A 25,629-nucleotide genomic window follows, 5' to 3' on the forward strand; every position below is an offset into this window, starting at 1 on the left:
TTTAATCAAAAAAATATATTTATGAAAAAAATTGTATTATTCTTAACCATGTGTCTAATGACTTTTCCTGTAAGAGCCGATGAAGGAATGTGGTTTTTGATGTTTATCGAAAGATTGAACCATAGAGATATGGAAAAAATGGGCTTGCAATTGACAGCCGAAGAAATATACAGTATCAATCATCACAGTTTGAAAGATGCTGTAGTACAATTTAATGGAGGTTGTACTGCCGAAATTGTTTCAAAAGAAGGTTTAGTATTGACCAATCATCACTGCGGGTATGATGCTATTGCAGAGTTATCAACGGAAGAGCAAAATTACTTAAAAAATGGATTTTGGGCTAAAAGTAAAAGCGAAGAACTAAAACCAAAATCATTATACGTTCGTTTCTTTGTTCGTATGGATGACGTTTCCAAAAGAATTTTATCAAAAGTAAACGATAAAATGACCGAAGCAGAACGTAATAAAACAATTCAACAAGAAATTGCTTTAATCGAAAAAGAAAATAACGAAGGAGGAAAATACACCGTTTCTGTTCGCCCTTTCTTTCAAGGAAACGAGTATTATTATTTCGTTTACCAAGATTATAAAGACGTTCGTTTGGTAGGGACACCAACAGAAAGTCTTGGGAAATTTGGTGGTGATACAGATAACTGGGAATGGCCACGCCACACTGCCGATTTCTCTATGTTTAGAGTATATGCTGATAAAGATGGAAATCCTGCAGAGTATTCTAAAGATAATGTGCCATTACAACCAAAACACTATTTACCCGTAAATATCAAAGGGCTAAAAGAAAATGATTATGCAATGATTCTAGGTTATCCAGGAAGAACTAATCGTTGGATGCCATCTGGAGGAATAGCTCAGAACATTGGTTATGCATATCCTGCGTGGGTTGAAGGCGCAAAAACCGGAATGGATAACATGAAGAAGTATATGAGTAAAGATGCAGGTGTAAATTTAAAATATGCTTCTAAGTATGCTTCAACTGCCAATTATTGGAAAAATCGTCAAGGAATGATTGATGCGTTGACTAAAGCTCAAACTGTTGCCACAAAATCAAAAGAAGAAACCAAATTCAATACTTGGGCAAATAAGCCAGAGAATGCAGCAAAATATGGAAATGTTATTGCTACCATAAATGACTATTATGCCAAAACAAATTTGAAATCTCGCCATGATAATTATCTTTCTCAATTAATGAGAACTACTACTTATGGTGCTGGTCCAGCCGTTTTAGGAAATGCATTGATTGGGTATTATAATGAAAATGAAGCAAAAAGATCCGAATTGCTCCCAAAGATTAATAGTTTGATCGAAAACTACTATGGTGAGTTTTATGCTCCTTTGGAAAAAGAAGTTTTAACGGCTCAGTTAAATTTATATGCAGCAAAAGCTTCAGAATATGGATTAGCTCCAGTTATTGAAAAAATGAAAACTACTAATAATGGTGATTTTACAACCGATGTAGATAAAGCAATCTCTGGAAGTATTTTTGCAACTAAAGAAACAGTTGAAGCCTTTATGAAAGATCCAAAACCAGGGATGATTGTTGTGGATCCTTTGTATGAGATTTCAAATGATTTGATTACAAAAATTAGAGCTAAAACAGCTGATCAATTAAAAGCGGATGATGATTTTGCTATCGCATACCGCAATTTAGTAGAAGGTTTAAGAGAATCTAAATTGAATACCATTCAATATCCTGATGCCAACTCAACATTACGATTGACATACGGAAAAGTGCGTTCTTTGCCTGCTGATAAACGCAATGATGCCAAAGTGAATAATTATACAACTATGACTGGTATGGTCAATAAGTATAAAGCAGGAGATGCTGAATTTGATTTGCCAGCACGTTTATTAGAACTGAACAAAGCCAAAGATTTTGGTCAATATGCAGACAAAACAGGATATATGCCAGTAAATTTCTTAACCGATAATGACATCACAGGAGGGAATTCAGGTTCTCCAGTATTGAATGGTAAAGGAGAATTAATCGGTGTAGCGTTTGATGGAAATATCGAAGCTATGGCGGGTGATGTTATTTTTGACAAAAAATTACAACGCACCATTAATCTTGATATTCGTTTTGTACTTTGGATTATTGACAAATATGCAGGTGCTCATAATATCATTGAAGAAATGACTATTATTAAATAATAGCAATTTTTTAGGGTTTTGGTGAAACTTTAATATTAAATCAAAAATCAAGAAAGCCATATAATTTTGTCTAGTACCTTTGTCAAAGTTTTAAACTTTGACAAAGGTTAGAGATTTAGAGAGCTTTAATAATATTTAACCCGTTGGGTGTAATTAAATTGTTTGATTTTTAATATTGTTTATTGGTCTATCAAAGATGAATTTATTGACATATTGAACCAATGTTAATGCTGTTATTTTTGCTAAAATTCTTGTTTTAAATCCTTCAAAAGTTTTTGCATAATTGTTTCTAATTCTGAACTGGTCGCATAGTTGTGAAAATAATGTTTCAATTCTTTTTCTTGATTTTCTAAAGATATAAGGTTGTGGTTTATAATCTTTTTGATTAGCTCTTTTGGGTGTTTCTAATTTTATATTAACCGTTTGAAACAAATCTAATTGAATGCTTTGAGATAAGTACCCTCTATCACCAAGCACTACACAATCAGACATTTGTTGTTTTATATTTTTCAAAAAATGAACATCATGAACTTCTGCTTTTGTAATATCCAATGAATGGAAAATTCCATTTATAGAACAAACTCCATGCAATTTATATCCGTAAAACCAGTTGTTTTGAGAAGCGCAAAACCCTTTTGAAGGAGCTGTTTCAAACTCATTTTTACAGATTTTAATCCTCCTATGACGTGCAAATTTGCAAATCTCCAACGGCATACTATCCACGATGAAATAATCTTCAAATTCTAAAAACCGAGATGCTAATTTTGTTCTTACTTCTTCTAAAAAGAAAAACAATTTTCGCCTTCGTTTATTGAACTGACTTCGCTCAATTAAATTAGGTATTTCTTGCTTATTAATCTCTTTAAATAAAGAATTTTCACTATCAATAGACATGAATTCAGCCGTCAAACTTAACGCAACTACTTCTAAATCAGACATTTTTTGTTTTCTGCCGACATCTGATTTATTCTCTAATTTACAATTCAAAGAACTTATAACTTCTAAAACTCTAAAATAATTTTTTACTATATTTGACATAGATATTGGTTTGTTTGGCGACTTCAAGATACTGAATTTCAGTATCTTGACCAATATCTAATCAATTTATTTTACTGCAAATAATTACACCCAACGGGTTAATATTTATTTTTTTTATTTAGAGCCGTCTCATTTTTGTAATGGGACGGCTCTTTATTTTTAGTTATTCGTGATACGTATCAAATAAAAACTGTAGTGTTTCATTTATGTTATTCGCTTTCATGGTTGGATATTTTATGGGTGAATCAAGCCAATTTTCGATTATTAAATCAAAATCATCGCCCACATCATAAACAACAGGAACACCTAATTTTTTAAGCGCCGCCGCATTGCATTCTTGTTCGTAATGTTTTCTGATTGGAATAGAAAGTATTTTTTTTCCAAGATATAAAGCCTCGGCAGGTGTTTCAAATCCTCCTCCTGTGATAATTCCTTCGCATTTTATCAGGCTTTTATTGAAGTAGTCTTGATTTACTGGATAATACGTTACATTTTTTATGGTGTGTTTGGCTTGGACATCATTTAAAAACCAATGAAACTTCAAATTTGGAAGCTTGTTAAAAGCTTTTTCCAGACAATCTTTTTGAAAGGAGGGTAAATAAACAGTGATGTGTCCTGCATTTTTAGGTTCGGCATTTAGGATTTCGTCTTTGATGATTGGAGGATAAATAAAATCATCGTATTTGTCAAAATGCAAACCAATGTTTTTTGGAGATGGTGCATAATGTTTGAGAATCATTTCGCCCATTATGCTTTTTTTGTCAGGTCTGGGCGTATTGGGAGATATAAAACTGGCTTGATGCCCAAATTGTATCGAATGTACTTTTTGCATTTTGCAAGCCAAGGAAGTAATTGAGTCAAAATCATTGATAACCACATCGTATTTATTTAGAGGCAAAGCATCGGCATCTTTATACATTTGCCTTGGTTTAATATTTTTGGCAATATCCCAATAATCCAAACCGCCACATTTACTGTAATGCAAACTACAGCCTTCACTTTTAAATTTTATAGGCAAATTGACATCCAGACTGGCATTGTTGCCACTCATAAAAAAATCAACTTCTCCAAATTTTTGCAGATAAGGATATAATTGTATGGCTCTGCTGATGTGCCCGTTGCCCGTTGCTTGAATGGCGTAAAATATTTTCATTTTTTCTAATTTGGTTTTTTAGGAAAGAATTTTGTTGACAATATCATTAATCACTTTTTCTTCTGGGCTGTCGGTGTCTTTGTAATGCTCTTTTTTATAATGATAAAGACTCCATTTTTGTTTTTTATATTCTAATGCAGTAAGATTTTCTATCCAGTCACCACTATTCAAGTATAATACTTTTCCGTGTTCATTTTCAATTTCCTTCATTTGAGGTTTGTGAATATGTCCGCAAACTACGTAACTGTATTTTTTTTGGATTGCAATTTCAGCAGCAGTAGTTTCAAAATTGGAGATAAAAGAAACAGCCTTCTTCACGCTGTCCTTAATCATTTTGGAGTAGCTTCTTTTTTCTTTGCCTAAAAGTTCCAAAAACCAATTAATTAGACTGTTGATTAAAATCAGTAAATCATAGCCTTTCCCTCCAAGTTTGGCTAAAATTTTGGCATAGCCTTGAGTAGAGGAATCAAAAACATCTCCGTGAAATATCCACGTTTTTTTTCCGTCTAAATCTAAAATAACTTTGTCAAGCAACTCGAAATTTCCCAATATAAAATCGGAGTATTTACGTAATGCTTCATCGTGGTTTCCTGTTATATATATGACGCGGGTACCTAGATTTGACATTTTTATGATTTGTCTCAAAACATTCATGTGGGCAGCTGGGAAATAGCTTTTGGTGAAACTCCACATATCGACAATATCTCCATTTAAAACCAATGTTTGCGGATTGATTGATTTTAAATACTGCAGTAATTCTTTGGCATGGCATCCGTAAGTGCCTAAATGAACATCACTTATAACAACCAGTGGAATTTTTCTTCGTCTTTTCATTTTTAGTTTTTACGAAAGTAAGACCGTTATGTTATGTCAATGTGTTCTCAGTATTATTTGTATATGAAAAAAACCGTCGAGTTACTGAAACAAGACGGTTGTTGGAATGAGAAGGGTTGCTGTAATTTATTTAATCAATTGCTTTCACTCGAATTCCCTTGGTATGACTGGTATATTCTGGAGCATACATACTTTCAATAGTTGTAATTCCGTTAGAGAAATTTCCAGTGTTGTTTACCCGAATGTCGTATTCCAGTACATAAGTTCCTTTGTTTATTCGGTCAAAAAAGAAATGGGTTGCAGCGTCTTTGGTGCTTTTATAAAAGCCTAACCCTTCTTGATATTGATAGGAGGAAAGCACATCTATAGGTTCAAAACACGAAGCTCGCATGTCTTTTAAGTGAATAAATTCTACATCTTCTTTGGATATAATAATTAAGCGTACGGTAATCAAATCTCCAATTTTCAATGCATTCTTTGTTGTGATTTTTTGTAATACTTCGCCTTTGTCGGTATTTTTCTTTAGATATAATTCTTTTGTTATCGACAAATTTGTTCCAGTATTGTTCTTTATTTTATCCAAATCTTCAAAGTATTGCCAATAAACTCCTCCGTAACCGGGTACTTTCGATTTATTAGTAATAGTTATTGTGGCCATATCTTTTTTGATTTCATCGGCTTTCCAATTGAGTTTGATGTAGCCTGTCTCGGCTTCTTTATCATTTTCGGACAGTTTTTTGCTCATTATTTTCTGCTCCCCAATTTGGAAAGTTGTATTGTCTTTTTCACTCAACCAATTAGAGCCTTGCATCAGTAACGCATACACGGCTTCGGTGGTGGATTTTGTGGTTGGCCAGTTTTTGGTTTGCTTGTTTTTGAGTAACCATACTTTCATAGCATCGACAGATTTAGTGTCATTATCCACTTCTGCAAAAGCTTCAATTAATAAAGCTTGAGTTTCAATAGGGGCTTGATACCAATACCAACCCGATTTGTTAGCAATCCAATACATTCCCCAATCTTCGTTGTTTGAAGCGGTTTCTTTTAGACTTTCTATTATTTTTTTGGCAGATGATGTTTCTCCAAAACGATTCAATACCAAAGCTGTCATCCCTTTTTCATACAAAGAATAGTTTAGCCAGTTTTCTTTGGCAGTTTCTAGATAGCGTTTGGTTATTTTCTCTAAAGTATCGGAAAGGGGATAATCTTTCAAATAAAAACTGCGGGTATAGAGATAATGCAAATCAGAATTGGGATTTAGCCAAATTAATTTGTCTGTCGCTTTCCCGTTTTTGGTTCTAGCTTTATGATATTCTAAAAACTTTCTATCAATAAACGGAATTCCTTTTTCGGAAATTTCGTCTATTTTTTCAAGAGTTGCATCATCAGCATTTAATTTTGCCAAATGCCCTAATCCAGCCAAAATATGTCTTGTGATGTATTCGTTTTCGTCACTTCCGTCAAACCAAGCAAATCCGCCAGAAGGTTTTTGCTTTTGTTTTAATTTGTCGAAAGCTGTTAGTTGCGAAGTTTTCATTTTTTCCAAATCAAAAAGCAAGGCTAGATTGTTTTTCTTTTCGTCTTCACTTTGGGCATCGTTTAGCCAAGGTGTTTCGGCAAGAATAATGGATTTTAGTTCCTCATTTTCTTCCAGTTTAGAATTCAATTTTCCATTTTTTCTCCAAGTTTCAAAAATGGTAGCGATTTTTGGATTGCTGGAGATAATTTCCGAAGCCAAAGCATTGGCATAAAATCTGGCGAAGGTTTGTTCGGCACATTCGTGTTCATATTCCATTAAATAAGGTAGGGACTGAATCGCTATCCAAGATGGATTGGAAGAGTATTCCAGCGTAAACAGATGATTTCTTAAAGTAGAGGAAGTATTGTTTTTTAAATTCTCAAACGTGTATTCTTTCCTTGAATTTTCTCGCACCCAAATCGGAATACTTTCGGTAACCAACATATTGTTTGTCAAAACGGGCAAGATGTTTTCTTCTCCATCAGAGAAATTTCCAGCTTTTGCCAAAATTTTATATTGAACGCCTTGCAGTCCTTCTGGAATAGTAATTGTCCAATTGGCAGTTGTATTTCCAAATGCGCCAATAGTAAAGTTTTTGATATTTTTTGTGTTTAACATTTTTGCATCTATAGGTTGCATAGTAGTTGCATCAAAAAGTTGTAAAATTGCAATTCCTGTTTTCGCTCCATTGGTAATATTTGAGATTTTGGCACTAATAACGATAGTGTCTTTTTCTCTAAAAAAACGAGGGAAGTTAGGCATTACCATTAGTTCTTTTTGGGTAATGACACTTTTTTCGAGATATCCTGTTACGCCATCTTTATTATGTGCCAATAAACGAAGTTTCCAAGCTGTCAAAGCTTCGGGAGAAGTAAAACCAAAACTCACTTTTCCTTTTGAATCTGTTTTTAGATTTGGGAAAAAGAAAGCAGTTTCAGATAGATTTTTTCTTGCCTTTACTTGTGTTAAGGCTTCTAATGATTTTTTGGTTGTGATGATGATAGCTCCGTTTTTGCCTTTTTCTCCGTATAGAGCCTTTGCTTTATCTTCTTTTAAAACATCTATAGAAAGAATGTCTGCAGGATTTAAATTTTTAATGGCTTCTTCAGAGGCAATTTCTCCATCTATAATATACAAAGGTTTTGCTCCGTTTACTGAAGTATAACCTCTAATCTTGATATCTGATTTACTTCCTGTTTGTTCTTTTTCAATAGATGCAAGGCTATAGACAGAGTTGTCTTCTGCAACTGTTGTAACTGCTCCAGTAAGTGAAGCTTTTTTCATTGTGCCATATCCAACTACTACAACTTCTTGCAAACTATTAGAGCTTTCATGTAAAACGATATCCATATTTTTATCATCTCCTACAATTTGCGTTTGACCTTCAAATCCAATATACGTGAATACCAATTCTTCATCTTTAGCTACATCAATTTCATAATAGCCGTCAAAATCGGTTTGAGTTCCTCTAGTACTACCTTTTACTATTATAGAAACTCCAGGTAATGCTTCTGATTTCGAATCTAAAATATAACCATAAATTAGTTTTGCATCTTTTGGTTTTTTTGCTTTCTTGTTAAGTTGATTTTTATATTCTATGTTATTGAATTCTGGATTTTTTGTATTAAAATCAAAACCAAACCACATTAAGTTAGTGTCTTCATTGTTAAGGTGTATTCGTGTCCCGCGTGAATTTAAACTACGGATGTAAGTGTGGGTTTTATCAAATCCTAAACTTGTTCTGAAATACACATTATTGTTATTATAGTCATTAAAGTTTAATGCACCCCATTCCGTTTTGGTAAACTGGTCTAAAGAGCTGTCATACATGGATGCCAAAATTTCGGCTTCCGATTTGGTATTGGAGGCATTCAATTTGAATGACCAATTTTCATTGCTCCCAGGCTGGATTTTGTTTCTTAAACTTTCGACCAAAAAATCCATCTTGGGTTCCTCAAATTTTAATACTACTTCTAATTGGTCATTGAAAGCTTGATTTTCAAAAATACTTTCAAAACCAATTTTTAAAGACTTTTCGAAATCCTTTTGAAGTGGAATAGTAATTGTAGCTTGATGGTTTTCTAAAACAATATTTTTTTCATAAAAAGTATTGTTTTTATAGTTGGCAATAGTATGAATATGTAACGTGTCCAATGTTGATAGGATCTTAACGAAAACAAAGCCATCTTTCTTCGGGTCTTTATTGATTTGCTCAACAGTGAATAATTTATTCGGGCTGTATTTGTCTTTGCTTTGTATAATTGAAAAATTAGAAACAGTTTCAATAGGATTTTCAAAATTATCTTTTGCAGAAAACACAACTTTATAATTTCCAGATTGATAATCAGTAATGAAATCGAGTGCAAGATTTTTGTCTTTTTCGGTATCTATTTTTTTAGAAAACATCAAGGTTTCTGTTGGCTTTTTGGAAGTTTCAGAGTGATTAATTTCGTAAGGAAATAATTTTTCAAAATCGGCATCGGCAATAGTACTAATTTCAGGTTGTTGGAAAACTCTAGATTTGAATTTATTTGGAAACGGACTTACAAAATACAATTTGATTTCTCCTTTTATGGCTTTGAATTCACCATTCAAATTGGTGCTGTTCAGAGTGATTTTATTTTTGTTTTTTGTCTCAATGCTATTTGCAACAGCTGCATTCAGTACCAAATCGTGATAGCCCACTTTAATAGTTGTTACTGCAGTATGCGTTTCTCCATTGATATCGGTAACGCTTGCGTTTATTCGATAATTGAAAACAGGAAGTTGTTCCTTACTTGCATTTTTAGAAGGTTTTGCAATGAAATCAATCACAAATTTACCAGAAGCATCTGTTTTGGTTTCGCTACTAATTAAAATTTCTTCGGGCTCGTTATTATAATAATTTCTGAAAGAATTCGTAAAACGAGTTATCGTATAAGTTACTTTGGCATCCGAAATAGTGCTTCCTGCAAATGCTTTGGCAGTTCCTTTTACGGTAACCGATTGATTCACCTGGAATTTTTCTTTTTTAGGTTCAAAAGTCACTTCAAACTTTGGACGCTTGTATTCCTCTACTTTAAAATAAGTGGAGGAGTCTTCAAAATCTACGTTATCCCAAAATGAATGTTCGTCTTTTGTTTTGTCATAAGAAGTATTTTTTTTGTAATCTACAGGTTCTTCTGCTTCAATTCTAAAATTTCCTGTCAAGCCCGTTTTTGGTAAAATAAATTCACCAGAAAAGGAACCAAATTCATTTGTGGTAACTTCAAATTCTTTAAAGTTGGTGTAATTAGGATCTTGAATGGTTATTTTGAAAGAAGTATTGGGAACAACACTTGATTGGTTTTTCTTTTTTTGAATGGCAATTCCTTTGTAATAAACGGTCTGTCCAGGGCGATAGATGGCTCGGTCTAAGTAAAATTCTATCTTGCCTTTAAAGTTTTTTTCTTCGTCATTTCCAGAATAATCAGCACTATAGGCAAGATAATTTTTATCGATTAAAATGGTGTCGTTCGCGGTTGTTAGTAAAATGGGATAAGAATTGTAATAGCTGTTTTTGTTTTCTTTTGGTTCATAGATTGCTAAGCCATCCGGATTGGTTTTCATCTCGAAATAACTTGATTTTAAAGAAACATTCTCAATTGGTTTACCCGTTTTCCTGTTTAGCACACTGTAGTATTCGGTACCTCCTTTTGAATTTGCCAAAACTGAAATATTCGAAACTGTGATGGTTTCGTAGCCAAATCCTTTTTTGTCTTTGGAATCGGTTTCGCTTTCAAAATAGACCAAATAACTGCCTGTCTCCAGTTGTGGCAAAAGGATTTCGGTGGTGTATTCAAAACAGTCTTTTTTGTCAATAAGGGAATAATTTTTTGTGATTAATGGCTTTTTGTGGGTTGTAATTTGTGTTGCCAAACTATCCCTTTTGTTAGGTTTGTTGTGGAATTCGGCAATTTTGCTGTAATTTATTTTATAAAAGGAAATCGTTACATTGTTCGTGTTTTTATATCGAATAAAAGCTCTGGCGTTTTCTTTATTGTAAATGTATTTTTGAAGTTCAACTTGAACGGTTTTTGAAAACAGTTCTTCCTTTTTTTGAATCGCCAGTTTGTAGGCGTTCGAATTATTTGTAACTGTCAAAACACTTTCTAATTCGGCAATCGCTTTGCTGTTGTAATCAGGATGTGTTTCCTTGGAAGCCAATCTGGCGTAGGTATTAGCCTTTTCTAATTGAATTTTTTGAAGTTGAATTGCATCTTTTGTGTCTTTTTCTAAGATAATTAGAGCATTGAATAAATCTTCATCTGATTTTATAAGATAGTTGGAACAAAACAGTATGCGTTCTAATTTATTTTCAATAGTTGATACATCAGCTTCTAGTTTTTGATACAATGAAAGCACTTTTTTTACATTTTCATCTTTGATAAAATCAAGGTTTAATTTTGTAAAGAGATCAGTATTGCCTAAAAGAATATTTTTTTGACCTTCAAATTGTTTCGATTCAAACTGCCATTCATTTATTTTTGATTTATAAAAGGCAATGTTTTCTTTTAGCAAATAATCAAACAAATTTTCTTTTTTGAATTTTTCTAAAGTAAAAAAATCAAAAATCGCTTCGTAATTGGTTAAAGGTGTAGTTTTTAAAACAGCTTCGTTTTCTAATGTTTTTTCGAATATTTTGAGAATGTCTTCTGCGGTTTTAAAGCTATTAACTGTTAAACTGTCAATTGTTGCTCCACTATTTTCTTCTTCGAGTGCGACTGTATCAGCAACTACGACTGCAATATCTTCATAATTTTCATTATAATCATTCAAGCATTTGCCATAAATTAAATTCAAAATTGCTTTTGATGGTATTGACGCCTGATTAATTTGGGATTTTAAATTATTTAAAATTTTGGTTTGAGCATTTTCATCGACTACCTGTAAATACTTAGATGAATAGAAAAAACATTTGATAATTTGTACTTCTTCTTTTTTGGAAACCGCCTTTTTGTAAATTTTAGCTACAATTTGATTGGCTGATTTAATTTTGCCTTCATTTTCATTTTTAATGACCTTGTTCCAATCTTTTTCGTATTGTTGGGCAAATAATGAAGTTGATATAAAAAGAAGTGCTAAATAAATATTTTTCATATATGTAAAAGTTATTAGTCATAGGTCATATATGTTATCGCCTTTTGTTTATCAGTGTTTGCTTCCGCAAAATTGTTTTTAATGGCGATTTCATAATGGATTGTAATTCGAGTTAGATCGAAAATAATTTTCGTACAAATTACTAATTTTTACTTAAAACGAAATGATACTTGCCACATTTTCTTATTTTTGAGGAATGAAAAAGGCATTGATCATATTTTTGTTATTTCCACTACTTATTTTAGGGCAAACTAATTTCGAAAAAGGCGAAAAATTGTTCCTTGATGGAAATTATAATCAAGCACAGCCCTTGTTTGAAACTTATTTAAAAAGCAATCCAAATCATCTGAAAACTATTGAGTATTTAGGAGATATTGCAGGTCAGGAAAAATCTTGGGACAAAAGTATTGGGTATTATAAAAAACTAAAAACATTAAAGCCTACAGAAGCCAATTATTACTACAAATATGGAGGCGCATTGGGAATGAAATCTTTGGAAGTTAGTAAATTCAAGGCATTGGGGATGATTGGTGAAGTTCGTTCTTCCTTTGAAAAAGCCATTGCTTTGAATCCAAAACATATTGATGCTCGTTGGGCATTAATTGAACTGAATCTGCAATTGCCAGGAATTGTTGGCGGAAGCGAATCCAAAGCCATAAAATATTCAACAGAGTTGCGCGAATTGTCTCCTGTTGATGGGTATTTATCCCGAGGCCATATTGAGGAATATTTTAAAAGATATGGACAAGCCGAACAACAATACAAAAGAGCTGTCTTAATTGGAGGGTCTAAATTGTGTTACCAAAAGTTGGCCGATTTGTATAAAAACAAAATGAAACAACCCGAAAAGTCCAATGCCCTTTGGGAAGAATATAAAAATAGAAAACAATAAATCAGTCTAGCCCCCCTAACCCCCGAAGGGGGAATTCTTAACTTAATAAATAAAAAAACTATACAAAAATTTTATAAATCATATGGAATCTACAAATACAAAATCTACAAACTTAGGAGTTCCCCCTTCGGGGGCTAGGGGGCTAGTACATTTCATTGCCATAGGCGGAAGCGCAATGCACAACCTAGCATTGGCATTACACAACAAAGGATATCAAGTTACGGGAAGTGATGATGCTATATTCGAACCGTCAAAATCGAGATTGGATAAAAAGGGCATTCTACCAGCCGAGTTGGGATGGTTTCCTGGAAAAATAACTGCTGATATTGAAGCCGTTATCTTGGGGATGCACGCCAAAGCAGACAATCCAGAACTCTTAAAAGCGCAAGAATTGGGTCTTAAAATTTACTCCTATCCAGAGTTTTTATACGAACAATCAAAAAATAAAACGCGTGTGGTTATTGGTGGTTCTCACGGTAAAACGACCATAACTTCGATGATTTTGCACGTGATGCATTATCACAATATCGAAGTCGATTATATGGTAGGAGCACAGCTAGAAGGCTTTGATACAATGGTGCATCTTACCGAAGAAAATGACTTTATGGTTCTAGAAGGTGATGAATATTTGTCTTCACCAATTGACAGAAGGCCTAAATTTCACTTATACCAACCCAATATTGCTTTGATTTCAGGAATTGCTTGGGATCATATCAATGTTTTTCCTACCTATGATTTTTATGTAGAGCAATTTGAGATTTTTATTGATAAAATTACAAACGGAGGGATTCTAGTTTACAATGAAGACGATGCTGAAGTAAAACGTGTGGCTGAAAAAGCGACTAATCCAATACGTAAATTAGCCTATCATACACCAAAATATTCAGTAAGTGATGGTGTAACATTACTGGAAACTCCAGAAGGCCCTATGCCTATTGAAGTATTTGGAGCTCATAACCTTAATAATTTGGCTGGAGCCAAATGGATTTGTCAAAATATGGGTGTCGATGAGGCCGAATTTTATGAAGCGATTGCCAGTTTCAAAGGGGCGTCCAAACGTTTGGAAAAAATTGCCGAAAGCAAAACCAAAGTAGCTTACAAAGATTTTGCCCATTCACCAAGTAAAGTGGCCGCGACTACCAAAGCGGTGAAAGAACAGTATCCAAATCGTACTGTTGTAGCTTGTTTGGAATTACACACCTACAGCAGTTTGAATGCCGAGTTTTTAAAAGAATACGAAGGTGCATTGGAATACGCAGATGTTGCCGTTGTTTTCTATTCGCCAGATGCGGTTAAAATCAAACAATTGGAAGAAGTAACCTATGAGCAAATTTCAAAAGCATTCAATAGAGAAGATTTAATCATTTATACCAATCCCAAAGATTTCAAAGACTATTTGTTTAATCTAAATCTAGAAAATTCAGCTTTATTATTGATGAGTTCCGGTAATTATGGAGGATTGAATTTTGATGAGGTAAAAGAATTGATTGAATAATATTCACTTTATAGATTTAATAATTTAGAGACCTAAGCAATAATGGCTTGGGTCTTTTTTTGGGTTATATGTTTAAAGATGGTTGATCATCTTTCATTTTAATCATACAATATAACTTAGATGTTGATTTTATTGTATGATTTTTTTTATTTTATAAATAAATAATTAAAGATTATTTTTATATTAGCATGATTTAAAAGATAAAATGGAACAAAGCAATATACCAATCAGTAATTGGTCAGAAGACGATAAACCTAGAGAAAAACTAATGTTCAAAGGCAAAAGTGTTTTGAGTGATGCTGAATTAATTGCAATATTAATTGGATCTGGCAGTCGGAAGGAATCGGCTGTGGATTTGAGTAAGCGTATTTTGGCTAGTGTTGATCATAATTTGAATGCTTTAGGCAAATTATCTATTGCACAATTAATGAATTTTAAAGGTATTGGTGAGGCAAAAGCCATCTCGATAATCGCTGCAATGGAATTGGGGAGACGAAGAAGAAGTGAAGATGCAATTGAGTTAACGAAAATCACATCTAGTAAAGCGGTTTTCGATCTCATGCAACCCATAATTGGAGAGCTATGTCATGAAGAATTTTGGGTTTTGTTTTTGAATAATTCCAATAAAATACTTTTTAAAACGCAATTGAGCAAAGGCGGAATGACCGGGACAATGGTTGATATTCGAATTGTTTTTAAATTGGCATTTGAACAAAATGCGACTTCGATCATTTTGGTACACAATCACCCTTCCGGAAAATTGCAAGCTAGTGATGCCGATATTCAAATAACCAAAAAGATTAAAACTGCCGGACAACAATTAGACATTCCTGTTTTAGACCATATAATCATTACAGAAACGGGTTATTATAGTTTTGTAGATGAAGGAATATTTTAAAGAATTTGTCTAATGCAGACATTTGTCTTATATTTGTAGACAAATGTATTTTTTATGGAAGCAATAAAGTTAAAACCAAGAGGAGCAATTGATAAAGCTGTTAGAGTGTTAGTCAATAGAGTAGAGCAGGAGAGAGGGTATAAGCTTCTGAATAAGAATATTACTTACGATGAATTTTTGAAGAATAGAATGTTAATTATTCATGCTATTCGCGAAGGAATTCCGTATGAACTTTTTAATTTAATTAAGGAAATAACTCCTTTTAACGAAGAGGATTGGGCTTCTTTTTTAGGAATTTCAACAAAATCACTTCAAAGAAATAAAATCAAAGAAGATTTTATTTTCAAACCGTTACAATCCGAAAAAATATTAGAATTGGCTGAAGTAACTTCTTTAGGAAATGCCGTTTTTGATACCGAAACACAGTTTTATTTATGGCTTAATACGCCGTCCTTCGCTCTTGGAAATCTACAACCTATAGAATTGCTCAGAGATTCTTATGGTAAAGAAATGGTGGTGAATGAATTGAATAAAATTGATCAAGGGATTTTTGTGTAATGGAAGTCTTTCGATTAGCACGCAAAAAATATCCTATTGAATTGTCCGGAAAGGGAGCTTCAATTTCGGGAGCACGCTGGAATTCAAAAGGGACAGAGATCATTTATTGTGCCCAAAATAGGGCTTTGGCTATGGCAGAAGTTTTAGTTCATCTTTCATTGGCAACTTTACCAAATGATTTTGTAATGTTGACAATTGATATTCCAGATGCTGTTTTCATTGATATTTTAGATCTTGATAAAGTAAATATAGATTGGAATGTTTTTCCTTGTACCTTTGAAACACCTCTTTTGGGTGATGATTTTATAAAGAGAAATGAGGCTTGTGTCCTGAAAGTACCTTCAGCAGTAGTCAAAGGAGATTTTAATTTTTTGATTAATCCCTATCATACAGATTTTTATAAAATTAAAATTACGGAACAAGCTGATTTTCCTTTTGATAAACGAATTTTTAAATAGTATCATTACATGTTTTCCACTAAAATAACGGATATATTTTTTGACTTAGATCATACACTTTGGGATTTTGATGTCAATTCAGAATTAGCTTTTGAGACAATTTTCAAAAAAGATCATCCTTCAATTCAAATAAATGATTTTATCGAAAAGTACGTTCCTATCAATCAAGCCTGTTGGAAATTATATCAATATGATAAGATTACGCATGCCGAATTAAGGTATAATCGTCTCAAACATACTTTTGATGCAATGGAATATTTTGTTTCTGACGATCAAATAGAGAGTATTGCTCATGATTATATTCAATTGCTGCCCGAAAACAACTGTTTGTTCGACGGAACAATCGAAGTGCTGGAATATCTTGAAAAAAAATATAAATTGCATATCATTACCAATGGCTTTGCCGATGTGCAATACAAAAAAATCAACAATTCAAATATTGCAGGTTTTTTCAAAACGATAACCAATTCAGAGATGGCTGGTGTTAAGAAACCAAATCCTATTATTTTTGAATATGCTCTTAATTTGGCTCAAGCCAAAAAAGAAAATAGTATTATGATTGGAGATTGTCTGGAAGCCGATGTTCAAGGAGCGCTAGATTCAGGATTGGACGCCATTTTTTTTAATGACAAAAAAATTAAAGTAGAAAAAAATATCAAACAAGTAACACATTTATTAGAACTAAAAAAATATTTATAAATTATGAAAACTAAAATCCTATTATTGTTAATATTCGTTTCAAGTTTTTCTTTTTCTCAATCGGTAAATGATTATGCAGCAGTTATTATTCCGGTAAGATATGATTTTCTTAAAGTTGAAAATCAGTATCGACTCCAAACATTGACCAAATTCGATTTGCAAAAAGCTGGTTTTGTTGCTTTTTATTCCAATGAAGTTATTCCAAATCAATATAATGATAGATGTAGTCTTTTGTATTTAGATGTATCTAAAGATAGCGGATTTATGGTAACTAAGCTTTTTGTTACTTTTAAAGATTGTAGCGGAAAGGTTATTTTCAAATCAGAAATTGGAAAAAGTAGAGAGAAAGATTTTGAATTAGCTTATAAAGAAGCATTAAATCAAGCCTTTGAGTCTGTTTATGCATTGCAATACAAATACAATGGTTCTGCGAATAATCAAAAATCTGAAATGGTCACTCCAACAATTGTACCTGTTGCTGCTGTAGCTGTAAATATACCAAATACCAGTGCAGAACCAGACGGGACAGTATTATTTGCACAGCCTATCAAAAACGGATTTCAATTAGTGGATACTACTCCAAAAGTAGTTTTGAAAGCCTATAAAACCACAAACCCATCGATTTATATAGCTTCCAAAGAAAATACACAAGGAGTTATGATTCTTAAAGATAATCAATGGTTTTTTGAATATTATGAAAAAGACACTTTAATGTCAGAGAAAATTACCGTGAAGTTTTAATTGATTTTGTTATTAATATTTTAAAATATAAAAGCTAGTACCCGTATTTATCTTTCCAACGATTTTTTAAGAATTCACGAGTTGTGTTTTCTCTAGAATTAGTCCCGGGAATATAAATAGGGGTATTGCTTAAAGAATCTGGTAAAAATTCCTGTTCAGCAAAATTATTGGCATAATCGTGAGAGTATTTATAGTCTTCGCCATATCCCAATTCCTTCATTAACTTGGTTGGAGCATTGCGCAAATGAATAGGTACAGGTAAATCTCCAGTTTGTTTTACTAATTGTTGAGCCATTCCAATCGCCAAATACGAAGCATTGCTTTTGGGAGATGTGGCAAGATAAATAGCGCATTGACTCAAAATAATTCGGCTTTCGGGATAACCAATAGTAGAAACGGCCTGAAAAGCATTATTGGCCATGATAAAAGCAGTTGGATTGGCATTACCAATATCTTCACTAGATAAAATCAGCATTCTTCGGGCAATAAATTTTACATCCTCGCCACCTTCAATCATTCGTGCCAACCAATAAACTGCACCATTGGGATCACTTCCTCGAATCGATTTTATAAAAGCCGAAACAATGTCATAATGTTGTTCACCACTTTTGTCATACAAAACGGTATTTTGTTGAGCCAATTCAAAAACACGATCATTGGTAATCAAAACTTCGTCTTCAGCCGAAGCGTTTACGACTAGTTCAAAAATATTCAATAGCTTACGCCCATCACCTCCCGAAAGTCGCAATAATGCTTCCGTTTCTCGCAATTCAATCTTTTTTGAAGCCAAATGAGCATCTGTTTTCATAGCTCTTTGCAGTAAATGTTCGAGATCTGCTTTGGTAAATGCATTTAGAATATATACCTGACAGCGAGACAACAAAGCGGGTATCACTTCAAAACTGGGATTTTCGGTAGTAGCGCCTATAAGCGTAATCCAGCCTTTCTCGACAGCAGCCAACAATGAATCTTGTTGCGATTTGCTAAAACGATGAATTTCATCAATAAACAAAATAGGGTTTTTGGTTGTAAATAAGCCGCCACTTTGTTTTGCTTTTTCAATTACATCCCGAATGTCCTTCACGCCAGAGTTAATCGCGCTTAAGATATAAAAAGGACGTTTAGACTCCTGAGCAATAATTTGTGCCAAAGTAGTTTTGCCCGTTCCTGGAGGACCCCAGAAAATTAACGACGGAATAATCCCTTTTGCAATTTGTTGTGTCAACGAGCCGTTGGGTCCTACTAAATGCGATTGACTGATATAATCTTCTAGTTTTTGTGGGCGTATGCGTTCTGCGAGTGGTGCTTCCATGTTGCAAAATTACACAATTTTCAGTTTTTATAAGTATATTTTTCAGGAGCTATTTCCAGCTGTCCACTGTATCTTTTCTTAAGGTGAAGAAAAATCACCTTAAGAAAAGGATGCCGTTTCCATCTGGGCTAGAGCAGCCGTTTTCATAATGAATTTTATTTTATATGACAAAATAGCACTAAATTGCTTTTGGATACATTTTTGCTTTATTTTTTAAAAATCAATTGTTTAAGAGAATAGCAATCTGTAGGGTCTAATAATCTAAGAAATCCAACAATCCAAGAGGTCTAAATAATGGAAGAAAATCATTTTAAATTTACCAATGCCGTTATAGGAGTGCCACTTTTTTTTGTGTTATTCCTGTGGTTTATTTACTGGTTGGAAATTCGTTTTGGTTTTGATTTCGACGATAACGGAATTTTACCAAGGACTTTTTCGGGAATGCAAGGGATTGTTTTCAGTCCATTTATTCATTCCAATATTGAACATCTTTATAATAATTCGATTCCATTACTAGTGCTATTGGCAGCTTTGTTCTTTTTTTATAGTCAAGAAGCATTAGGAATAATAGTATATGGAATTTTAATTTCAGGAACACTGACTTGGATTATCGGAAGAGAAAATTACCATATTGGCGCCAGTAGTTTAATTTATGTATTGGTTTCTTTTATTTTTTTCAAAGGGATCCAAACCCAATATTATCGATTGGTAGCTTTGTCTCTCACGGTTGTAGTGCTCTATGGTGGAACGGTTTGGTATGTTTTTCCTAAAGTTGATGAAACCATTTCTTGGGAAGGGCATTTGTCTGGTTTAATAGCAGGCTTTGTGCTCACTTTTTTATACAAAAAGGCAGAATTCAAAAAAGTAGTGAAATACGATTGGGAATGTCCAGATTACGACCCTTCAGAAGATAAATTCATGCAGCGCTTTGATGAAAACGGCAATTTTGTCAATCCGCCAAAACCTGAGATTATTGATGAAACTCCCTCTGAAATCAATCCTTTTTTTCTGTCGAATTCAAATGTAGTTTATGATTTTATTGAAAACAAAGAAGATATAAACGAAAAAAATGAATCAAAACTGGAGTCTTGATTCATTTTTTTAATCTAAAAATCTAAGAAGTCTATGATCTCTGACGAACTGCTTCGTATAAAAACGCGCCACAAGCCACAGAAACGTTTAGAGAGCCTATTGTTCCAAACATTGGTAATTTAGCCTTCTCGTCAACTATTTTTAGTACTGAGGGATTTACACCTCGATCTTCAGATCCCATAATAATTGCCACAGGTTCATTCAAAGAAATATCGTATATGTTTTGATCTGTTTTTTCGGTAGCAGCAACAGTTTTGATTCCGCTGGCTTGCAAAAGAAAGATTGCATCTTTAATATGTTCTACCTTGCAAATCGGAATATTAAATACCGCACCTGCAGAAGTTTTTACAGTATCTCCATTCACAGGAGCAGATCCTGCTTTCTGAACAATAATTCCATTTACACCCGTACATTCTGCTGTTCTGATAATAGCACCAAAATTACGCGCATCTGATATTTGATCTAAAATTAAAAACAACGGTTTCTTACCGTTATCAATAACAGTTTCAATTAAGCTTTCCAAATCAAAAAAGGAAATAGGAGAGATAGTCGCAACTGCGCCTTGGTGATTATTGGGAGTCAGTCGGTTTAGTTTTTCAACAGGAACATAAGAGAAATTGATATTACCACGTTTCATCACTTTCATCAAGTCTTTCATCAGTTCGCTACTTGCCTCCTTCTGAATATAAACTTTATCTACTGTTGCGCCCGCTTGTATGGCTTCAATTATTGCTCTAATCCCAAATATTTGATGTTCTTTTTCCATGGCGCAAAGTTAAGTAAAAGGTTTGTATAAAAAAAACCACCAGCTGGGCTGGTGGTTTTGAAATATAATTATAGTAATTATTAGTTTTTATCCCAAAATAATTTAGTTTTTAATTTGTCTCCACCAATAGCAGTTGCAGCTGTACTATAGTTTGCTTTGTTTAAAGTTTGTTCGTTTACAGGATATGTAAAACGTCTTGGAACTACTCCTTCAGCTGCAGTTGCAGCATTTGCAGGAGCATCCAATACAGGGAAATCTAATTTTCTGTATGAAGTCCATGCTTCAAACCCTCGATTATAGAACGCAATAGATGCTTGAGTTCCAATTTCTTTTTTCCAGTTAACACCACCCGTATAAGGAGCGTCATTTGTTAAGTAAGTTGTAGCATCAGATACTGTACCTCCCCAATAAACAATTGACGAAGTAACTGCATTGTCATAAAATGATTTAGCAGTTCCACCTGTTGTGTATCCTCTTTCAGTAGCTTCGGCCAAGTAAAATTGTACTTCAGTATAATCTAAAAGTATTCCTTCTAAAGTTGGTTCAAGTAGTCTTGTAGTTGGTCCGCCTGTTGGGTCTCCTGCTGATGAGAAATTCTCAAAATCACCTCCTTCTGCATAAGGACAACCAATATAAACTCCCTCAATATCAATATAGAAATATTGTCTCCTTGGATCGTTTAAAGTATTTAGTCTATCAACAAAAGTATCTGCAGCTACGAAATCGTATCTACCGCTGATAACTAAATCTTCATACAAAGGATTTGTATTTGGACTTGTTTCTAAATATTGTAATGTAGCATTGTCTGTACTTGCTGTAAATACACCTGCGGCAATAGCGGCTTCTGCTTTTGATTTTGGATTTAATTCAGCAACATCTGCAACTGTAATTGCCATTTTTAATTTAAGAGAATTAGCAAATTTTTCCCATTTGGCAACATTTCCTTGGTAAATAAAATCTTGATCGCCAAAACTTTTATTAGCAGAATCTAATTTAAGAAGAGCAGCGTCTAACCTAATGAATAAGTCGGCATAAATAGTTTGTGCATCATCATAAGTTGGTGATGGAAACTTATCTGATTGTAATGCTTGTGTATATGGAATGTTTCCAAAAGTATCAACTAAAACGCTATAAGTGTAAACGTTTAAAAGTTCAATTATAGCTAGTTTATTGTTTTTTACTTTTAGTTCTATTGCCGCTTTCGAAGGGTCTGCGTTTAAAGGTTCTACACTAACAATTGCCGAAGCTTCTTTAAGGTCTCTCAATACATCTCTGTAAAGTGTTCTCCAGTGATTGTCTGGTACATTTCTTTGCAATATGTCATATCTAGATTCGTCTAGGTAAGTTGTTTCGGTCCATTGTTGAACAAATAGTCTAAAGACGTTGCTGTTAACATTTGTATTTACCATTTGATCAATCAGGTTTTTTTCTGCATTACCAAGTAGTGCACCTGCGGGAACAGCGGTTGGATTTTTAGTGTCCACGTTCATGCTTGTAAGGTTGTCATCCGTACATCCAAAAGTGATAGACAATATTCCTATTAATATTAGTATCTTTTTCATTTGTTTTTTTTTAAAATTTAGCTTTTAAGTTGAAAGCAAAGTTACGAGTTGTAGGTAAAACCCCTGATTGGTAACCTTGCATGTTACCTGAGCTTAATCCAGCCTCTGGGTCAGCATCTGGTAAATTCTTGTCGATTATCCATAGGTTTGACCCTGAAAACCCAAAGTATAATTCTTGGAATACTTTTCCTATCATTTTTTTAGGAAAGTTGTAGCCTAAAGTTATCTCACGCAGTTTTACATAAGAAGCGTCATACACATAATCTTTGGTTGCAGAACCTAAATAACCAAAAGAACCATCTGTTCCATCATTTACACTCAAACGAGTAGTGTTTACTGTTCCGTCAGAGTAAACACCAGGAAGAATTAATCCACCACCATCAGCAATTGTATTTCTTACAGGATTTCCTAAGTCGTTTGTGAAAACAGTGTTCGAATATAATCCTGAACCTTCACCGTACCATCTGTCTAATGAGAATATACTTCCTCCATTTTGCACGTCAATTAAGAAGCTAAAAGTGAAGTTTTTATATGAAAATTTATTATTGATTCCACCATTCCAATCAGGAACGAAGGAACCTAAAACATTATCATTAGTAGATGTAATTTGATATTTGCCGGTTGCTGCATCTACGATTCTTTGGCCATTTAAATAAACATAGTCTGTACCTTGTATTGTTCCATAGGTTTGTCCAACGGTTGCATTTATAGAAACACCACCTTGGAAGCTTCCCAATTGATAATTACTGATTCCTTCATCTAGTGCTATGACTTTATTTTTGTTTTTAGACCAGTTTACCGTTATGTCCCATTTGAAATCCTCGGTTTGAATGGGTAACAAGTCCAAAGTTAGTTCCATTCCTTTGTTCTCAATATTTCCAACATTTTTATAAAGTTTTGAATAACCAGTGGCCTCGGATACTGGTAAATCTACAATTTGGTCTAAAGTATTTGTTTTGTATAATGACAAATCAAATCCAACTCTTCTATTAAAAAATTGCATTTCTAGTCCTGCTTCCCAACTATTTGTTCTTTCGGGCTTAAGATTAGTATTGTTTTTTGTTGAATTAACTGAATATAGAGGTGTTCCAAAAGGTGATTCTGCTATGTAGTAATCCTGAGTTTTTGCAAAAGGGGCATCATTTCCTACTTCAGCATAACCAATTCTTATTTTTCCTGAATTAATCCAATCTACTTTCATCAAGTTAGAAAATAAGAAACTAGACGATACAGATGGGTAGTAATAAGAGTTATTTGTGTCTGGTAATGTAGATGACACGTCTCTTCTTAAAGTAGCATCCAAGAATAAATAATCATCATATCCTAATGAAGCACTAATATAGTACCCATTTACACCTCTGTTAATTTCTGTTTCTAAAGGTTTTTGAATGGTATTTACTGAATTTGTAAGCGCGAAAAGATTTGGAACATATAAACCTCCTGCAGTTGATGCTACAATAGTGTTTACTTTTTGCTTTCTGATGTTAGTGCCAAGAACTCCTTTTAATACTAATTTTTCAGTTAGGTTTTTATTGAAATTTAACATTAAGTCATAATTGAATTCCGAAAAATCCTTATTAAATCTTTGGTATCCTGAACCTACACTTTCTTGTGTTACACCAAATTCATCACCTGCGTATGAACCGTTTGCTCTTTTTTCTTCTTGAATTTCAGAATATGTGTCTGCTGATACCCTAGCTGTTGCATCTAGCCAAGTTGTTAGTTTGTAGTTCAATCCAGCATTACCCAAAAATCTATTTCTGCTGTCATTTTGAGCATTCTCATATCTTTCAAAATATGGATTATTCCAATATGCAGGTGTTATATTTGTTGAGCTATTTGGATTCCAAGTATAATTCTTTCCAGTAGCTAGATAAATATCCTTTTGTTCTTTTAGGTCAGTACTTGTTGCCCACCATTGTCTGAATCCTGTAATAATGTTTGCTCCATAACCAGTATTATTTCTTCCAATAGTTTTAGTGTTGATATAATTAGCTAAGAAGTTTACACTTAACTTATCATTTAGTTTGTAACTTGCATTCCCTAAGAAAGAGTTTTTGTTTTGATGGCTATTCGGTAAGATTCCCGTCGCAGCTAAGTTTGTATACGAAATATTAAAATTACCATTGTCATTACCTCCGCTGAAAGAAAGTGTATTTGTATTTGCAATAGGGTTTTCAAAAAAAGTAATTGGTCCATTTTCTGCTTTTTTCCATACTTTTGCCGTTTTGTAATAAGGAGATTCAGGCACGAATGAGTCCCAACCATAAACTAATTTAGATGAATCATAAGCAGGTCCATAAGATGCATCATGATTTGTTCTAACAATTGAACCAGCATCGCTAATTCCATCTCCATTTATGTCACCACCACCTCTAAAACTAGGGAAATATCCTTGTCCATATTGGTTTTGGTATTTTACAAAAGTTGATTTGTCAATTGTTCCAATGCTTACACTCGAATCAAAAGATACTCCTAATCCTTTTTGGTTGTTTTTACCTTTTTTAGTTGTAATCATAATAGCACCATTGGCGGCTCTTGAGCCATATAATGCAGTAGCTGCAGCTCCTTTAAGTACGTTTATGGATTCAACGTCGGCAGGGTTTATATCTGCTGCAGCGTTACCATAATCATATCCGCCACGTGCAGTTTGTTGTGAACTACTATTTGTATTCGAATTGTCAACAGGAATTCCGTCGATAACGAATAAGGCTTGATTGTTCCCGTTGATAGATTTAAAACCTCTAATCACGACGTTTGTAGAACCTCCCATGTTTCCGCTAACTTTTACTTGTAAACCAGCCACTTTGCCTGAGAGACTGTTGGCAAAGTTTGTTGTAGGTGTTTTGATTAGTTCGCTTCCGTCAACTTTTTGAGTAGAGTATCCAAGAGATTTTTTTTCTCTCTTAATGCCCATTGCTGTTACAACTACGCTTTCTAATTGTGTTGCATCACTAGAAAGTTTTGCATTTACTAATGAAGTACTTGCGCTTTTTTCTGTAGACCTCATACCTACATAGCTAAACACTAAGATATCACTTGGTGTTGCTTTGATAGAATATTTTCCATCAAAATCTGATTGTGTTCCGTTCTTTGTTCCTTTTACTAATACACTCACACCTGGTAATGGCATACCTGCATTGTCGGAAACAATTCCTGAAACAGATCTCTCTTGCGCAAAAGTTAGTTGCGCCACAAGTACTACTAGGAGTACTAAGAATCCATTGAACTTTAGTTTCATTTTTAAAAATTTTGAATTAGTTATTTCAAAAATACTATTAATTTTTTATTAAATTTAACTTTTGATAGTTATTTTGTTTATTTTGGT

Annotated in this window: 17 protein-coding genes; 9 read left to right on the forward strand and 8 right to left on the reverse strand. The window is 33.5% G+C overall.

Annotated elements, in window-relative coordinates; all coding sequences use genetic code 11:
- Positions 1 to 21 precede the first annotated feature (21 nt).
- On the forward strand, positions 22 to 2,166 hold the full coding sequence (locus OYT91_RS16420) for a S46 family peptidase (protein ID WP_281238800.1): 2,145 nt from the start codon (positions 22 to 24) through the stop codon (positions 2,164 to 2,166).
- 153 nt (positions 2,167 to 2,319) lie between these two features.
- Here OYT91_RS16420 and OYT91_RS16425 read toward each other — a convergent pair whose 3' ends face one another.
- The 4 genes from OYT91_RS16425 to OYT91_RS16440 form a co-directional block, all read right to left on the reverse strand.
- On the reverse strand, positions 2,320 to 3,204 hold the full coding sequence (locus OYT91_RS16425) for an IS982 family transposase (protein ID WP_432419415.1): 885 nt from the start codon (positions 3,202 to 3,204) through the stop codon (positions 2,320 to 2,322).
- A 163-nt stretch (positions 3,205 to 3,367) separates the two neighbouring features.
- A complete protein-coding gene (locus OYT91_RS16430) occupies positions 3,368 to 4,357 on the reverse strand; it encodes a glycosyltransferase family protein (RefSeq protein ID WP_281238801.1) in 990 nt (329 codons plus the stop codon).
- Positions 4,358 to 4,375: 18 nt separating this feature from the next.
- The gene (locus OYT91_RS16435) at positions 4,376 to 5,191 is read right to left on the reverse strand and encodes a UDP-2,3-diacylglucosamine diphosphatase (RefSeq protein ID WP_281238802.1); all 816 of its coding nucleotides are present in this window, start codon (positions 5,189 to 5,191) and stop codon (positions 4,376 to 4,378) included.
- Between the two features lie 130 nt (positions 5,192 to 5,321).
- Positions 5,322 to 11,828, reverse strand: a complete 6,507-nt coding sequence (locus tag OYT91_RS16440; protein ID WP_281238803.1) for an alpha-2-macroglobulin family protein — start codon at positions 11,826 to 11,828, stop codon at positions 5,322 to 5,324.
- A 196-nt stretch (positions 11,829 to 12,024) separates the two neighbouring features.
- Between OYT91_RS16440 and OYT91_RS16445 the strand changes: the two genes are divergently transcribed.
- The 7 genes from OYT91_RS16445 to OYT91_RS16475 all read left to right on the forward strand — a co-directional run bounded on the left by OYT91_RS16445 (position 12,025) and on the right by OYT91_RS16475 (position 17,569).
- The gene (locus OYT91_RS16445) at positions 12,025 to 12,720 is read left to right on the forward strand and encodes a tetratricopeptide repeat protein (RefSeq protein ID WP_281238804.1); all 696 of its coding nucleotides are present in this window, start codon (positions 12,025 to 12,027) and stop codon (positions 12,718 to 12,720) included.
- Positions 12,721 to 12,802: 82 nt separating this feature from the next.
- A complete protein-coding gene (locus OYT91_RS16450) occupies positions 12,803 to 14,215 on the forward strand; it encodes a UDP-N-acetylmuramate--L-alanine ligase (RefSeq protein WP_281238805.1) in 1,413 nt (470 codons plus the stop codon).
- Between the two features lie 205 nt (positions 14,216 to 14,420).
- Positions 14,421 to 15,113 (forward strand): RadC family protein, encoded by a 693-nt coding sequence (gene radC / locus OYT91_RS16455; RefSeq protein ID WP_281238806.1) that lies wholly within the window; start codon positions 14,421 to 14,423, stop codon positions 15,111 to 15,113.
- A gap of 54 nt (positions 15,114 to 15,167) precedes the next feature.
- Positions 15,168 to 15,671 (forward strand): Xre family toxin-antitoxin system antitoxin, encoded by a 504-nt coding sequence (locus OYT91_RS16460; protein ID WP_269223840.1) that lies wholly within the window; start codon positions 15,168 to 15,170, stop codon positions 15,669 to 15,671.
- Complete coding sequence (locus OYT91_RS16465) at positions 15,671 to 16,129, forward strand: RES family NAD+ phosphorylase (protein ID WP_281238807.1); 459 nt, start codon at positions 15,671 to 15,673, stop codon at positions 16,127 to 16,129. Before OYT91_RS16460 ends, OYT91_RS16465 begins: the two co-directional genes overlap by 1 nt.
- Positions 16,130 to 16,138: 9 nt before the next feature.
- The gene (locus tag OYT91_RS16470) at positions 16,139 to 16,828 is read left to right on the forward strand and encodes a YjjG family noncanonical pyrimidine nucleotidase (protein ID WP_281238808.1); all 690 of its coding nucleotides are present in this window, start codon (positions 16,139 to 16,141) and stop codon (positions 16,826 to 16,828) included.
- A 3-nt stretch (positions 16,829 to 16,831) separates the two neighbouring features.
- Entirely contained in the window at positions 16,832 to 17,569 is a 738-nt protein-coding gene (locus OYT91_RS16475) for a hypothetical protein (protein ID WP_281238809.1), read from the forward strand.
- Positions 17,570 to 17,603: 34 nt separating this feature from the next.
- Here OYT91_RS16475 and OYT91_RS16480 read toward each other — a convergent pair whose 3' ends face one another.
- Complete coding sequence (locus tag OYT91_RS16480; RefSeq protein WP_281238810.1) at positions 17,604 to 18,881, reverse strand: replication-associated recombination protein A; 1,278 nt, start codon at positions 18,879 to 18,881, stop codon at positions 17,604 to 17,606.
- Between the two features lie 294 nt (positions 18,882 to 19,175).
- Here OYT91_RS16480 and OYT91_RS16485 point away from each other — a divergent pair, with 294 nt between their 5' ends.
- Positions 19,176 to 19,973, forward strand: a complete 798-nt coding sequence (locus OYT91_RS16485; RefSeq protein ID WP_281238811.1) for a rhomboid family intramembrane serine protease — start codon at positions 19,176 to 19,178, stop codon at positions 19,971 to 19,973.
- A gap of 31 nt (positions 19,974 to 20,004) precedes the next feature.
- Here OYT91_RS16485 and rlmB read toward each other — a convergent pair whose 3' ends face one another.
- From rlmB to OYT91_RS16500, 3 genes are all read right to left on the reverse strand, one after another.
- A complete protein-coding gene (gene rlmB / locus OYT91_RS16490; RefSeq protein WP_269223836.1) occupies positions 20,005 to 20,739 on the reverse strand; it encodes a 23S rRNA (guanosine(2251)-2'-O)-methyltransferase RlmB in 735 nt (244 codons plus the stop codon).
- 80 nt (positions 20,740 to 20,819) lie between these two features.
- A complete protein-coding gene (locus OYT91_RS16495; RefSeq protein WP_281238812.1) occupies positions 20,820 to 22,301 on the reverse strand; it encodes a SusD/RagB family nutrient-binding outer membrane lipoprotein in 1,482 nt (493 codons plus the stop codon).
- Between the two features lie 10 nt (positions 22,302 to 22,311).
- Positions 22,312 to 25,542 carry a SusC/RagA family TonB-linked outer membrane protein gene (locus OYT91_RS16500; RefSeq protein ID WP_281238813.1) on the reverse strand — a complete coding sequence of 1,077 codons (3,231 nt, stop codon included), beginning with the start codon at positions 25,540 to 25,542 and terminating at the stop codon, positions 22,312 to 22,314.
- Between the last annotated feature and the right edge of the window lie 87 nt (positions 25,543 to 25,629).

It is taken from the genome of Flavobacterium praedii (genome assembly GCF_026810365.1).
In the GTDB taxonomy this organism is placed as follows: Bacteria; Bacteroidota; Bacteroidia; order Flavobacteriales; family Flavobacteriaceae; genus Flavobacterium; species Flavobacterium praedii.